The following is a 14,082-nucleotide window of genomic DNA, read 5'->3' as shown; positions in this document are numbered from 1 at the left end:
ATGATCCGACTCAGCCGGAGGCCGGTGCGAAATCGATGAAGCCGATGATCTGCCGCATCCGCCCGCCGTCCAGCACGACGACATCGGTGCCCCCCGCAACAGCAGTGTCCGCATCCGGGCCGAGCGCCCAGGAAAAGCGCATGGTGTCATGGTGGGTCTCGACCGAGCCCCGCAGACGGAAGCTCAGGCCGGGGAGCTGCGTGCGGGCCGCGCCGATCATCTGCCCGATCCCGTCCGGGCCGTGGCCGGTCATCTGCGGATCGGTGTAGGTGGCGTCCGGGGTCAGGAGCCGGCGCAGCTGCGCGTCCCGCTGCTGGGCATCGGCCTCGTTCCAGGCGTCGAGGTACTGCTGGGCCAGGGTGTGCTGCTGGGTCATGGTCATCCTCCGGTGGGTGCCCGTCTGGGTCACCTGCGCGCATGGTGCGCCCGCTGCGGCCAGTACGCGATAACGCCGCAGGTCATGGGCCGTGGGACAGGACACGCAGCCGCTCGGCCGTGGCGCGGTCGGCCGGGAAGAAGGACTCGATGGCGAGTTCCGACAGGGTCACGTCCAGCGGCGTGCCGAACACGGTGGTGGTGCTCAGCAGATTGAGCCCACCCGCCGGCGTGTGGAGCCGCAGCGGAATCACGATCGGGGGCCGTTCCGCGCCGTCCGGGACATGGCGCAGGCTGCCAGGTGGAGCGGGAAAGGCCACCAGTTCACGGTGCAGGTCATGCAGGGCACCGTCCGGGCTGAGGTCGGCCTCGCGGCGCAGCCGGGCCAGCAGGTGTGCCCGCCACTCACTGTAGTTCTCGATGCGTGGAGCGAGGCCCAGCGGGTGCAGGCTCAGGCGCAGGACGTTCACGGGAGCGCTGAGCAGCTCCGCGTGCACACTGGCCATCAGCCGCTGGGCCGTCGGGTTCGCCGCGTGCAGATTCCACAGCCGGTCGACCGCCAACGCCGGGTTGGGGTCGTGACCGCTGAGCACCGTGTCGATGGCCTCACGCGCGGCCCTCAGGGCCGGGTCGTCGAGCGGGCGCTGCGCGTAATGGGGAGCGAAGCCGGCGGCCAGCAGCAACTGGTTGCGCTCGCGCAGCGGCAGCCCCAGCGGTTTGCTCAGCCGCAGCACCATCTCACGGCTGGGGGCCGCCTTCGAGGTCTCCAGGTAGCTGAGATGCCGGGTCGACACCAGCGCCTCGGCCGCGAGGTGTTCCTGACTCAGGCGGCGGCGGGTGCGCCACGCCCGCAGCAACCCACCGAACGACGATGGTGCCGGGAGTGAAGTGGTCATGCCCGCAGTGTAGAAAGCGCCGTGCAGACGTTCCATGACCTCACAGGTCAGGAGACTTCGGCACCGCCGCGCTCAGCCCTGTTCGTCCCAGTTGCGCACGTCTGCGCCACCGAAGACCACACGCCGCAGCTCCGGGCTGAAGAAGGCCCCAGCTGGCGCACTCGCCGCGTCCAGCGTCCCGAGCTGGGCCGGCGTCAGTGTGATCTCCAGCGCAGCGAGATTGTCCTGAAGCTGCGTAAGTCTGCTGGCCCCGAGGATGGTCGAGGTCACGCCGGGCTGCGCGGTCAGCCACGCCAGCGCCACCTGCGCGGGTGGGCGCTCGACCTCGGCAGCCACCTCTTTCAGAGCCTCAAGAATGGCCCAGTTGCGCTCGGTGAACTTGGTGAACGGCCCCTGAAAGGGGTTCGCGCCGCTCAGGCGGCCCTGACCGGTCACGCCCGCTGTGCCCTGTTCATATTTCCCGGCCAGAAAACCGCCGGCCAGTGGGCTCCACGGCATCAGGCCCAGGCCACCGTCGCGGGCGGCAGGAAGGTGCTCGGTCTCGATGTCGCGGGCCACCAGCGAGTATTCGAGCTGCATGGCGATGGGGCCGGGGACGTGGTGAGCCTGCGCCAGCGCAGCCATCTTGGCGGCGTACCACGCGGGCATGTCCGACAGGCCAAAGTAACGGATGTGCCCGGCCCGCACGAGATCGCCCAGGGTCTGCAAGACCTCTTCTACCGGCGTGACCATGTCCCACACGTGCAACCAGTACAGGTCGATATGGTCGATCCTCAGGCGGCGCAGCGAGCCCTCCAGCGCGGCGCGGATGTGCTTGCGGCCGTTGCCGCCGGCGTGCGGGTCGCCCCGTCTGGCGTTGAAGCCGAACTTGGTCGCCAGCACGACCTGATCGCGGATGCCGCGCTCGGCGATCAGCTGGCCCAGCAGCTCCTCGCTGCGCCCGCCGGAGTACACGTCGGCGGTGTCGATCACGTTGCCGCCGGCCTCCAGGTAGGCGTCGAGGATCTGGGCGGAGGCCTCGTCGGGGCTGCCCCACGCGGCGTTGCCGAAGGTCATGGTGCCCAGCGCGAGCGGGCTGACGATCAGGCCGGAGCGGCCCAGGGTACGGTAGTCGGTGAGGGTCATCGTGGGTCTCCTGATCCGGCCTGCCGGAGCGTCTGGACGGTCATACCGAATTCAAACGATTCCAATCTATGCCGTGGAAAGATCGGCATAGATTTCCATCGTCCCAATCGGTATCTCTCTCATGCTCGCTTCGCTCGCCGCTCGTCTTCGACGCACCTGAGTTCCATGTCATACGCGCGACTGCCGGAGCTGCTCGGCGCGGCCGGCGCTCCAGAAGTCCAGCATCCAGCCCGGATATTCGGCGGGCAGGCGGCTGGCGGCGTCCAGCCTGGACAGGTCGTCAGTGCTCAGCTCGATGGCCGCCGCGCCCAGATTGTCGTCCAGCTGCTCGATGCGGCGGGTGCCCAGAAGGACACTGCTGACCTGCGGCTGGTGCAGCAGCCACGCCAGGGCCAGCTGCGCCACGCTGGCCCCGCGCTCCGTGGCGAGTTCCTGCAGCACGTCGATCACGTTGTAGGCCCGCTCCATCTCGACTGGCGGAAAGGCCACGGCAGCGCGGCGGCTGCCCTCCTGCGTGGGCTGATCGCGGCTGACCCTGCCGCTCAGCAGGCCACCGGCCAGCGGACTCCACGCCAGCAGGCCCAGGCCCTCGCTGGCGGCCATGGGCACGATCTCGCGCTCCACGTCGCGGGCGGCCAGGGTGTAGTACGTCTGCACCGAGGCGAAGCGGGCCAGCCCCCGCCGCGCCGCGATCCCCAGCGCCTGGCTGACCTGCCACGCGGCCCAGTTCGACACGCCGATATACCGCACGAGCCCCTGGCGCACGAGATCGTTCAGGGCCTCCAGGCTCTCCTCGACGGGCGTGGCCGGGTCGAAGCCGTGCAGCTGGTACAGGTCGATGTGATCCACGCCCAGGCGCTCCAGGCTGGCGTGGGCCCCGTCGAGGATGTGGCCCCGCGACGAGCCGCGTGCGTTCGGCCCCCGGCCCATCTCACCGAACACCTTCGTGGCGATCACGATCTCCTCGCGCCGCACGCCGAGGTTCTTCAGGGCCTGCCCGGTGATGCGTTCGGACGCCCCGGCCGAGTAGGTGTCGGCGGTGTCGATCAGGGTGATGCCCGCCTCCAGGGCGTGGGCCAGCAGGCGGTCGGCCTCGGGCTGCTGCACGCTGCCCATGGCCTCGAAGCCGTCGCTGCCACCGAAGGTCATGGTGCCGAAACTGAGTTCCGAGACGAACAGGCCTGTGGTACCGAGTCGGTTGTAGCGCATACGTTCTTGCCTCCAGGGATGGGAAGGTCAGAGGCCCAGAGCCTCGGAACCAGTTGCAGAACACAACCGGTTGAATCGTAGGCGAACCGGTGCAATAATGCAATCGGTCAGAGGATCATGGAGGCCCAGTGAGCAAGCACGGCAAATCAGGCTGCCCGGTGAATCTGGGCCTGGAACTCTTCGGCGATCCGTGGACCCTGCTGATCGTCCGTGACCTGATGTTCGGCGGCAAACGGCACTTCCGCGACTTTCTGGAATCCGAGGAGCACATCTCCTCGAACATCCTGACGGATCGGCTGCGGCTGCTCACGGCCCAGGGCATCGTGACCCGCAGCGAAGACCCGGCCCACACGCAGCGCGTGCTGTACCACCTGACCGAGAAGGGCATCGCGCTGCTGCCGATCCTGATGCAGATCAGCGAGTGGAGCTACCGCTACGCGCCCGTAGACGAGAAGTACCGCCCCGCCGCCGTCCCCAGAGCGGACGGGGGGGCCGACACCGAGGCGATGATGGCAACCCTGCGGGCGCAGCATCTGGGCGAGCAGCATCCGAGTGCCTGACACACGGCAGTCCCGGCCAGCCGCCCCGAGCACGGCGCTTCACGGCGCGCTCCACCCGTCCAGCGGTGTATCCCGCCTTTCCATCCATTCCCCGTGTTGACCGGGCCTATAATCGCCCGCATGGGCATCATTCCTTACGTGATCGAGCAGACCGGACGCGGCGAGCGCAGCTATGACATCTACTCGCGCCTGCTGAAAGACCGGATCATCTTCGTGGGCACGCCCATCGAGTCGCAGATGGCCAATTCCATCGTGGCGCAGCTGCTGCTGCTCGACTCGCAGAACCCCGAGCAGGAGATCCAGATGTACATCAACTGCCCCGGCGGCGAGGTGTACGCGGGCCTGGCGATCTACGACACCATGCGCTACATTAAGGCCCCGGTCAGCACCATCTGCGTGGGCATCGCCATGAGCATGGGCAGCGTGCTGCTCATGGCCGGCGACAAAGGCAAGCGCCTGGCGCTGCCGAACTCGCGGATCATGATCCACCAGGGCTCGGCGGGCTTCCGGGGCAACACGCCGGATCTGGAGGTGCAGGCCAAGGAGGTGCTGCATCTGCGTGACCGCCTGGTGAGCATCTATCACAAGCACACGGATCTGCCGCACGACAAGCTGCTGCGGGACATGGAGCGCGATTACTTCATGTCGGCCGACGAGGCCAAGCAGTATGGTCTGATCGACAGCGTGATCGAGAACACGCGCGAAGTGGATCTCGTGGGGGGGAACGCATGACCAAGTCAGGGGGAGACCGCTGCTCGTTCTGTGGGCGGCAACATCCGCAGATCGCCCAGCTGATCGAGGCGCCGGGCCGCGCGGCGTTCATCTGCAACGAGTGCACGGACCGGGCCCACGAGCTGGTCAAGCAGAACAAGAAGGCCGGCAGCGAGTTCCGGCTGGAAGAACTGCCCAGCCCGAAGGAGATCAAGGCGTACCTCGACGACTTCGTGATCGGTCAGGACGAGGCCAAGAAGGCGCTGGCGGTCGCCGTCGTGAGCCACTACCAGCGCCTCGCGCACCCCGACGTGAACCTCCAGAAGTCGAACATCCTGCTGATCGGCCCGACCGGAACCGGCAAGACCCTGCTGGCGCAGTCGCTGGCCGAGATGCTGGAGGTGCCGTTCGCCATCGCCGACGCCACCACCCTGACGGAAGCCGGCTACGTCGGCGACGACGTCGAGAACGTAATCGTCCGGCTGCTGCAGGCCGCCGAGTACGACGTGGCCGCCGCCGAGCGCGGGATCATCTACATCGACGAGATCGACAAGATCGCCCGCAAGTCCGAGGGCACCTCGATCACGCGCGACGTGTCCGGCGAGGGCGTGCAGCAGGCCCTGCTGAAGATCATCGAGGGCACGGTCGCGCAGGTGCCGCCGCAGGGCGGGCGCAAGCACCCACAGCAGGAACTGGTGCAGGTGAACACGAAGAACATCCTGTTCATCGTGGGCGGGGCCTTCGAGAGCATGGCGGACATCGCGCGCAGCCGCACCAACGTGCGCGCCGTGGGCTTCGGCGCGGAACACAAGGGCGAGGAGAAGACCGAGATCCGCTTCCTGCCGGAAGACCTCGTGAAGTTCGGGCTGATCCCGGAGTTCGTGGGCCGCCTGCCGCTGGTGGTGCAGCTCCAGGATCTCGACGAGGACGCCCTGGTGCGGATCCTGACCGAGCCGCAGGGCGCGATCATCAAGCAGTACCAGGCGCTGTTCGGTTTTCAGAATGTTGATCTGAGCTTCACGGAAGGAGCGCTGCGCGACGTGGCGCACCGCGCTCGCGAGCGCAAGACCGGAGCCCGTGGCCTGCGTGCCGTGCTGGAAAAAGCCATGACCGATCTGCTGTTCGAGCTGCCCGTGGAGGGCCTCAAGGAGCTCCGGTTCGACGCGGCGCACATCGACTCTCCCCTGGGGTTACTTGAGTCAAAGGGACTCAAGAAGTCTGCCTAAACGCAACAGAGATTACAGCACCCTCACCCCCCCGCCCCTAGACTGCCGGTGTACCCGGTGGCCGGGGGTGTTGTTCGTTCCCCCGGCCTTGTTAGACTTTCGTATTTCCGCGCCCTGATTCCGAGTGTCACGAAGGGCCGCGGCCCGCAAGGAGCAAGCATGATCTGGGAACTTCCCGTCGTCGCACTGAGAAACATCGTCATCCTGCCCGGTGTCACCATGAACGTCGATGTCGGGCGCCCCAAGAGCAAGCGTGCCGTCGACGAGGCGCAGGCCAGCGACCGCCGCGTCCTGCTGCTGACCCAGCGCGATGCCCGCACCGACGACCCCACCCGCGCCGAGCTGTACGAGATGGGTGTGCTGGCCGTGGTCAAGCAGGTCGTCCGCATGCCCGACAACACCTACCAGGTGCTCGTCGAGGCCCAGGAGCGTGCCCTGGTCACGGACGAGGTGCCCAGCGCCTACATGCGCGTGCGGGCCGAGACCCAGACCGTGGCGGCCGACGACAGCCGCGAGCTGACCGTGCTGGTGCAGGAGGTCAAGTCGGCCTTCGAGGAGTATCAGCGCCAGAACAAGAACCTGCGCCTCGACAACTACCAGCTCGAGGGCCTCAAGGCGCTGAACGACGCCGGTACGCTGGCCGATCAGGTCACGCACCACGCGACGTGGACGCCCGAGGAGAAGCAGGAAGTCCTGTCGGCCGTGGCGCTGCGTGCCCGGCTGGAAGCCACCCTGAAGTTCCTGTCGCGCGACACCGAGCGCTTCAATCTGGACAAGAAGATCGCCGGACGCGTCAAGGAACAGATGGACGCCAACCAGCGCGAGTACTACCTGCGCGAGCAGATGAAGGCCATCGGCAAGGAACTCGGCGGCGGCGAGGACGGCCCGGTCGAGGTCGAGGCGCTGCGCGAGAAGATCGAGAACGCCGGCATGCCCGACAGCGTCAAGGAGAAGGCCCTCAAGGAACTCCAGCGCCTGGAACGCACGCCCGGCGGCAGCCCCGAGAGCACCGTGGTGCGCAACTACATCGACTGGCTGGTCGACGTGCCGTGGAGCAAACGTGACGAGGAGATCCTCGACATCGCCCGGACGCGCGACATCCTGAACGACGACCACTACGCGCTGGACGACGTGAAAGACCGCATCCTGGAATTCCTGGCCGTGCGTCAGCTGACCCACAAGGACGGCGAGACCGAGGAGGCCCGCAAGGAACGCACCGCCGAGGAACGCACCGACGACGCCGAACTGCGCGCCCCGATCCTGGTGCTCGTCGGCCCTCCCGGCGTGGGCAAGACCTCACTGGGCAAGAGCATCGCCCGGTCGCTGAACCGCAAGTTCGTCCGCATGGCGCTGGGCGGCGTGCGCGACGAGGCCGAGATCCGGGGCCACCGCCGCACGTACATCGGCAGCATGCCCGGCCGGATCATCCAGGCCATGAAGAACGCGGGCGTGACCAACCCGGTGATCCTGCTGGACGAGATCGACAAGATGAGCAGCGACTGGCGCGGCGACCCCAGCAGCGCCATGCTGGAAGTGCTCGACCCCGAGCAGAACCACACCTTCCAGGATCACTACCTGGAAGTGCCGTACGACCTGTCGCAGGTCATGTTCATCACGACCGCGAACACGCTGCAGACCATTCCCCGGCCGCTGCTCGACCGCATGGAGGTCATCCAGATCCCCGGTTACACGCAGGTGGAGAAGGTCGAGATCGCCAAGCGCTACCGCGTGCCCCGACAGGTCAAGAGCCACGGCCTGACCGGCCGCGTGGAGATCACGGACGCCGCCCTGAACCGCATCGTCGAGGAGTACACGCAGGAGAGCGGCGTGCGTAACCTCGACCGGCAGGTCAGCAAGCTGGCCCGCAAGGCGGCCCGTGAACTGCTCGAGAAGCCCTGGGAGGACGTGAAGGTCATCGACGCCGCGCAGGTGCCGGACTACCTGGGCGTGCCCATGCACCGCCCGGACAAGATGGAGAAGGAGCCGCAGGTGGGCGTCGCGCAGGGGCTGGCCTGGACGTCGGTGGGCGGCACCATGCTGCTCGTCGAGGCGCTCGCCACGCCCGGCACCGGCAAGGTCGTCATGACCGGCAGCCTGGGCGACGTGATGAAGGAGAGCGTCGGTGCGGCCATCGCGTACCTGCGCGCCCATGCCAACGAGTACGGGGCCGACCCGGACTTCCACAAGACCATGGATCTGCACGTCCACTTCCCCGACGGGGCCACGCCCAAGGACGGCCCCAGCGCCGGGATCACGATCGCCACGGCCGTCATCAGTGCGATCACCGGCCGCCCGGTGCGCATGGACGTCGCCATGACCGGGGAGATCAGCCTGCGCGGCCGTGTCCTGCCCATCGGCGGGCTCAAGGAGAAGCTGCTGGCCGCCCACCAGGGCGGGATCCGCGAGGTCATCTTCCCGCACGACAACGAGGTGCACCTGCAGGACGTGCCCGAGTCGATCCGCGGCGAGCTCAAGATCCACGCCGTCGAGCGCGTGGGTGAGGTGCTGAACCTGCTGCTGCTGCCCCGCCCCGACACTGCGCAGCCGACCATCCCGCCGGCCCAGGGCAGCAAGCCCACCCAGCCGGGCGCGTAACAACGCTCATCCGACCCTCTCCCCACCGGGAGAGGATTTTTTATGCCGCTATGACCGCGCCGCCCCCTGGGTTCTGGGGGGCGGCGCGGGTTGTGGTGCTCAGCGGCGACCGAAGGACGTCGAGTTGCTGGAGGGCGGCGTGGTCGGGCGAGCCGGCTCAGCCGGGCGGGCGCTGGCCCCGTACCCGCCGGCCTGTCCGCCTGCCATGGCGGGGCCAGCGGCGGGAAGGCTGCTGCCCACGGTCGGGTCGTTGGCCAGCCGCGCGAACTCCTTGGGGTCGACGGCGCGTTCCACGCCGATGTCGAAGGAGATCAGGCGGCGCCGGTACAGGTTGGCCAGGTAGGCGTCCATGGTGATCATGCCCTCGCGCGCGCCGGTCTGCATGACCGACACGATCTGGTAGGTCTTACCCTCGCGGATCAGCGAGCGGACGGCGGGGTTGGCGACCAGCAGTTCGTAAGCCAGGATGCGCCCGCCGCCGTCAAGTTTCGGTACCAGCTGCTGGGTCATGACCGCCACGAGGTTGTTCGCGAGCTGCACGCGGATCTGCTCCTGCTGTTCCTCGGGGAATACGTCCACGATTCGGTCGATGGACTCGGGGGCGCTGTTCGTGTGCAGGGTGCCCATGACCAGGTGCCCGGTCTCGGCGGCGGTCACGGCGGCCTTGATGGTCTCGTAGTCGCGGAGCTCGCCGACCAGGATGACGTCCGGGGCCTGGCGCAGCACCGCACGCAGCGCGTTGTTGAAATCCAGGGTGTCGGAGCCGACCTCGCGCTGGTTGATGATCGACTGCTTGTGGGTGTGCATGAACTCGATCGGATCCTCGATCGTCATGATGTGCATCTTCTTGTTGGCGTTGATGTGGTCGATCATGGCCGCCAGCGTCGTGGACTTGCCCGAGCCGGTGGGGCCGGTCACGAGCACCAGCCCGCGCGGCGCCCCCGCGATGTCGATCACGTTCTGCGGCAGGCCCATCTCCTGGGCGCTCTTGATCTTGGTGGGGATCAGACGCAGCACGCCGCCCACGTTGCCACGCTGCATGAACGCGTTCACGCGGAAGCGGGCCTTCTCGCCCAGCGCGAAGGAGAAGTCCAGCTCGCGCTTCTCCTCGAAGGTGCGCTGCTGCTTCTCGTTCATCATCGAGTACATCAGGCGGCGGGTCTCGGTGCCCACCAGTTCCCCGAAGCCCTGGGAATCGTAGACGCCGTGCAGCTTGAACTGCGGCGGCAGTCCGACCGTCAGGATCACGTCGGACGCGCCCTTCTCGGCGGCGAGACGCAGGATGTCGGTGATGTCGGCGCTGGATGTGTTCATGCAGGAACCTCGGTGGGGAGTGGGGCGCTTACTTGCTCGTGACGGCGAGCACTTCTTCCAGCGTGGTGATGCCCTGGAGGGCCTTGGCGATGCCGTCCTGGCGCAGGGTCTTCATGCCGCACTGGTTGATGGCGACGTCGTTGATCTCGCTGGCGTTCTTGCCCGAACCGATGGCGACGCGCAGCGGCTCGTCGATGACCATCAGCTCGTGAATGCCCATGCGGCCCTTGTAGCCGGTGCCGCCGCAGCGCGGGCAGCCTGCGCCGCGCATCAGCTGGGCGCCGCGCAGGTCGCGCTCGGTGATGCCCAGGCGGCGCAGCACGTCGGGGTCGGCGTTGGTGGGGGCCTTGCAGTCCGGACAGACCTTGCGCACCAGGCGCTGCGCGACCACACCCACCACGGCCGCGCCGATGTTGAAGTGCTCGACGCCCATCTCCTCCAGGCGCACGATCGCGCCGGGCGCGTCGTTGGTGTGCAGCGTGGCCAGCACCAGGTGACCGGTCAGCGCCGCTTCCACGGCGATCTTGGCGGTCTCGGTGTCACGGATTTCCCCCACGAAGATGATGTCGGGGTCCTGACGCAGGAAGGCGCGCAGGGCACGGGCGAAGGTCATGCCGGCGACCGGGTTCACCTGCGACTGGATGATCCCCGGAATCTCGTATTCGACCGGGTCCTCGATGGTGGTCGTGTTCTTCTCGGGCACCGCGATGCGCTTGAGGGTGGAAAAACTGGTGAAGGACTTGCCCGACCCCGTGGGGCCGGTCACCAGAAAGATGCCGTTGGGCTTGTGGATCACGTCGAGATAGCGCTGGTAGTTGTGTTCACTGAAGCCCAGCTGCTCGACTTCCGGGATGTTGCTCGCCTTCTGCAACAGACGCATGACGGCCTTCTCGCCGTACACGGTGGGCAGGGTGGACAGTCGCAGGTCGAGGTCGATGCTGCCCTTCTTGAAGCGCACGCGGCCGTCCTGTGGGATGCGCCGCTCGCTGATGTCGAGCTGGCCCATGATCTTGATACGGGCCAGCATGCTCTGCGCGGCTCCCTTGGGCAGCGAGTTCTGCTCGCGCAGCACGCCGTCGACCCGGTAGCGCACCCGGACATCGTGTTCGGTCGGCTCAATGTGAATGTCCGAGGCCTCCTGCAGCGCCGCCTCACGGATCAGGTTGTCCACAACGCGCACCACGGCGTTGTCGTCGAGCCCGGCCGAGATGTCCACGTCGTCGGCACGTTTGGCATCCTTGTCGCGCTTGTTGCTCTCCTGCACCAGGCGCTGGTTCAGGTCGGCCATGTCCTTGTTGCCGAAGTAGCGCTCGATCAGGCGGATGATGTCCTTCTCGGCCATGACCGCCGGCAGCACCTCGCGCCCGGTGATCAGCTTCAGGTCGTCCAGCGCGAAGACGTTGCGCGGATCCTTCATGGCAACGATCAGCGACTCGCCCTGGAGCCGCACCGGCACCACGGCGTAGCGGCGGGCAGTCGCCTCGGGAATCATCAGGGCGACCTTGGGATCCGGCGGGTTCTGGACGGGATCGAGGAACTCGTAGCCGAGCTGCGCGGCCAGCGAGCGGGCCAGCATCTCCGGGGAGAGCTTGCCGGACTGGACCAGGGTGTCCTCCAGGCGGCCCCCACCCGAATTCTGCTTCTGCAGGGCGGTATCGATCTCGTCGGCACCGGCGAAGCCCAGCTCGATGATCACCTCGCCCAGCGGCTTGACCCGCCCCTCGCGGGCCTGCACCTGCAGCGCCTCGCGCAGCTGGGCGCGGGACAGCGTGCCCTGCTGCACCATCTGCTCGCCCAGCCGGCCGCGCTGGGGATAGTACTTCTCGATCAGGGACTCGACGTCACGCGGCTTGGCGAGCAGAAACTGCACGCGGCGGCCGATCAGCGCCTCGATGTCCTCGCGCTTGCGGGGATCAGAGGCGACCACCGTGACGCTGCCGCCGCTCTCGTCGACCGGTACGGCCGAGAGCCGCAGGGCGTCGGCCCGCAGCATGGTGCCCAGCACCTCGTCGGTGGGTTTGAAGTCGCGGGGATTTTTCAGGTACACCGCGCCGATCTGGTCGGCCAGCACCTCGTACAGCTGGTCCTCGGTGATGGCCTTCTGCGCGTACAGGGTGGCCCCCAGCGGCTCGCCGGTCTGCTGCTGGGCATCGAGCGCCACCTGGAGCTGGGCGTCGGTGATCAGGCCGCGCGAGATCAGTCGCTGGCCGAGCTTGCCGCCGCCGCCCCCCTCGGCCACTGCTTCAGGCATGACAGGGGTCAGACCCAGTTCGGGGTAGTGCGTGGCGATCGCCCAGTTGATCTCGTCGCGCAGGGCCTGGTAGGGCTCGATCATCAGGCCGCTGTCGTCCTCGAGCGCCTCGATACTGATGCTCGACAGCGGATCGACCAGGGCGACCCGCAGCGTGCCGCCCTCGATGGCGAAGGGGAAGGCCAGGGAGCTCAGGGCGGTCTGGGCCCGCACCGCCATGACCGCCTGGGCGTCGGGCTGCACGACCATCAGGTTCACCAGCGGAATGCCCAGCGCCTCCTCGATGGCCCGGGCGATGCGTTTCTCGCCGACCATGCCTGCACCGATCAGGATCTCCGCGAGCCGCCCCCCGACCTCGGCGTGGCGCACCAGGGCCTTCTGGAGATCCACATCGTTCACGTAGCCCTGTTCGAGCAGGATCGCGCCGAGGCGCCGGTCACCGATTGAGAGAGCCATGATGTTCCTCCTTGAGCGGATGGTGGTGCGGCCGGACAGGCCAGAGAAGACGGGAAGGATCGGGAGCAGGGTGGTGGGCACCGGGGGCCGCGGCGCGGGTCACGTCATGTCCTCCAGTCGTGGCCGTAGCGGCGCAGCACGAGGCGTTCCAGGTGGCGGGCGGCGCGGGTGTGCAGCAGCGCGTTGCCCTGGAGCGGCCGCACCAGGACGGTGTGCAGCCCCGCGAGGTTGCCGCCCAGCACGTCCGTGAACAGCTGATCCCCGACCATGCCGACCTGCCGGGGCGCGAGATTCAGAGCGGCCAGGGCACGGCGGTACGCACGGGGATTGGGCTTGCCCGCCAGGCCCACGCCGTTGAATTCCAGACGTTCGAGCCAGTACGCCGCCCGCCTGCCGGTGGCATTGCTCAGCAGGTACAGGCCGGTGCCGACCTGCTGCAGATCGCGTGCCCAGCGGATGATCGCGGCGGCTTCCTCGTCGGCGTAGCTGCCGTAGGGCACCAGGGTGTTGTCGAGGTCGATCAGCAGCCCGTGCAGGCCGCGCACGCTCAGGAAGTCCGGCGTGATGTCCGTGACGTGGTCGATCACGTCGCGCGGCTGGAGCAGGCTCATCCGTGCCCTCCGGCACCCAGGCCGATCACGGCCCACATGCGCCCGGTCACGCCGGCGTCGCGCCGGTACGAGTAGAAGTCGACCTCGGTGGAGCAGCGTCCGCTGAGCCAGATGTTCGTGGCCGGAACGCCGGCGTCCTCCAGCACGGCACGGTTCGCCCCCGCGAGGTCCAGGTGCGGCTGACCCGGACGGTCGAGCACGAAGTCCCCCAGCCCGGCCTGCCGGAACTGCGCGGCGAGGTCGTCGCCGACCCCGTAGCGCTCGCCACAGATGCCCGGGCCGACGGCGGCACAGATCCGGCCCGCCTCGGCTCCCAGCGCGGTCATGGCCTGCACCGTCTCCCGCGCGATGCGGCCCAGCGTGCCCTTCCAGCCGGCATGCGCCGCGCCGACGACCCCGGCCGCCCGGTCGTGCAGCAGCAGCGGGTAGCAGTCGGCCGTGCCGATGGCGAGCAGGAGGCCCGGCGTGGCCGTGACCAGGGCGTCGCCCTCCCACACACCGGGCTGTGTGACGGGCACCACCTGCGTGCCATGCACCTGATCCAGGCGGGCGAAGGCCGCCGGACCAGCACCCAGGGCCCCGGCCAGCCGGGCACGGTTCTCGGCCACGGCCGCCGGATCGTCCTGGCGGTCGTCAAGGTTCAGGCCCCGGAACGCCCCGACCGAGACGCCGCCGCTGCGCGTGGTGAACGCATGCGGCGCCGTCAGGTTCGGTGCGCGGAGCAACATCAGGTGTGTAGTATCCCCCGTCATC

The 14,082-nt window shown here is 68.0% G+C and carries 12 protein-coding genes; 4 read left to right on the top strand and 8 right to left on the bottom strand.

Going from position 1 to position 14,082, the window contains the following annotated elements; genetic code table 11:
• Positions 1–10: 10 nt before the first annotated feature.
• The 4 genes from U2P90_RS03860 to U2P90_RS03845 all read right to left on the bottom strand — a co-directional run bounded on the left by U2P90_RS03860 (position 11) and on the right by U2P90_RS03845 (position 3,605).
• The gene (locus U2P90_RS03860) at positions 11–376 is read right to left on the bottom strand and encodes a nuclear transport factor 2 family protein (RefSeq protein WP_322473869.1); all 366 of its coding nucleotides are present in this window, start codon (positions 374–376) and stop codon (positions 11–13) included.
• Between the two features lie 82 nt (positions 377–458).
• Positions 459–1,271 carry a helix-turn-helix domain-containing protein gene (locus U2P90_RS03855; RefSeq protein WP_322473868.1) on the bottom strand — a complete coding sequence of 271 codons (813 nt, stop codon included), beginning with the start codon at positions 1,269–1,271 and terminating at the stop codon, positions 459–461.
• Between the two features lie 72 nt (positions 1,272–1,343).
• On the bottom strand, positions 1,344–2,396 hold the full coding sequence (locus U2P90_RS03850; protein WP_322473867.1) for an aldo/keto reductase: 1,053 nt from the start codon (positions 2,394–2,396) through the stop codon (positions 1,344–1,346).
• 168 nt (positions 2,397–2,564) lie between these two features.
• Positions 2,565–3,605: an aldo/keto reductase gene (locus U2P90_RS03845; RefSeq protein WP_322473866.1), complete on the bottom strand. Its 1,041-nt coding sequence runs from the start codon at positions 3,603–3,605 to the stop codon at positions 2,565–2,567.
• 128 nt (positions 3,606–3,733) lie between these two features.
• Between U2P90_RS03845 and U2P90_RS03840 the strand changes: the two genes are divergently transcribed.
• The 4 genes from U2P90_RS03840 (at position 3,734) to lon (ending at position 8,697) form a co-directional block, all read left to right on the top strand.
• Complete coding sequence (locus U2P90_RS03840; protein WP_322473865.1) at positions 3,734–4,165, top strand: winged helix-turn-helix transcriptional regulator; 432 nt, start codon at positions 3,734–3,736, stop codon at positions 4,163–4,165.
• Between the two features lie 120 nt (positions 4,166–4,285).
• On the top strand, positions 4,286–4,897 hold the full coding sequence (clpP, locus tag U2P90_RS03835) for an ATP-dependent Clp protease proteolytic subunit (RefSeq protein WP_380101305.1): 612 nt from the start codon (positions 4,286–4,288) through the stop codon (positions 4,895–4,897).
• A complete protein-coding gene (clpX, locus tag U2P90_RS03830; RefSeq protein ID WP_295821675.1) occupies positions 4,894–6,102 on the top strand; it encodes an ATP-dependent Clp protease ATP-binding subunit ClpX in 1,209 nt (402 codons plus the stop codon). Before clpP ends, clpX begins: the two co-directional genes overlap by 4 nt.
• A gap of 159 nt (positions 6,103–6,261) precedes the next feature.
• Positions 6,262–8,697, top strand: a complete 2,436-nt coding sequence (lon, locus tag U2P90_RS03825) for an endopeptidase La (protein WP_322473864.1) — start codon at positions 6,262–6,264, stop codon at positions 8,695–8,697.
• A gap of 99 nt (positions 8,698–8,796) precedes the next feature.
• Here the strand turns inward: lon and U2P90_RS03820 are convergent, their stop codons facing one another.
• From U2P90_RS03820 to pgeF, 4 genes are all read right to left on the bottom strand, one after another.
• Positions 8,797–10,011 carry a type IV pilus twitching motility protein PilT gene (locus U2P90_RS03820; RefSeq protein ID WP_322473863.1) on the bottom strand — a complete coding sequence of 405 codons (1,215 nt, stop codon included), beginning with the start codon at positions 10,009–10,011 and terminating at the stop codon, positions 8,797–8,799.
• A 28-nt stretch (positions 10,012–10,039) separates the two neighbouring features.
• Complete coding sequence (locus U2P90_RS03815) at positions 10,040–12,718, bottom strand: ATPase, T2SS/T4P/T4SS family (RefSeq protein WP_322473862.1); 2,679 nt, start codon at positions 12,716–12,718, stop codon at positions 10,040–10,042.
• Between the two features lie 104 nt (positions 12,719–12,822).
• Complete coding sequence (locus U2P90_RS03810; RefSeq protein WP_295816422.1) at positions 12,823–13,329, bottom strand: YqeG family HAD IIIA-type phosphatase; 507 nt, start codon at positions 13,327–13,329, stop codon at positions 12,823–12,825.
• Positions 13,326–14,057, bottom strand: coding sequence for a peptidoglycan editing factor PgeF (gene pgeF / locus U2P90_RS03805; RefSeq protein WP_322473861.1), 732 nt, complete (start codon positions 14,055–14,057; stop codon positions 13,326–13,328). Before pgeF ends, U2P90_RS03810 begins: the two co-directional genes overlap by 4 nt.
• Positions 14,058–14,082: the final 25 nt, after the last annotated feature.

It is taken from the genome of Deinococcus sp. AB2017081, assembly GCF_034440735.1.
Lineage (GTDB): Bacteria > Deinococcota > Deinococci > Deinococcales > Deinococcaceae > Deinococcus > Deinococcus rufus.
The sequence above is the reverse complement of the archived record's forward strand: the minus strand, read 5'-3'. Positions and strand labels throughout refer to the sequence as shown.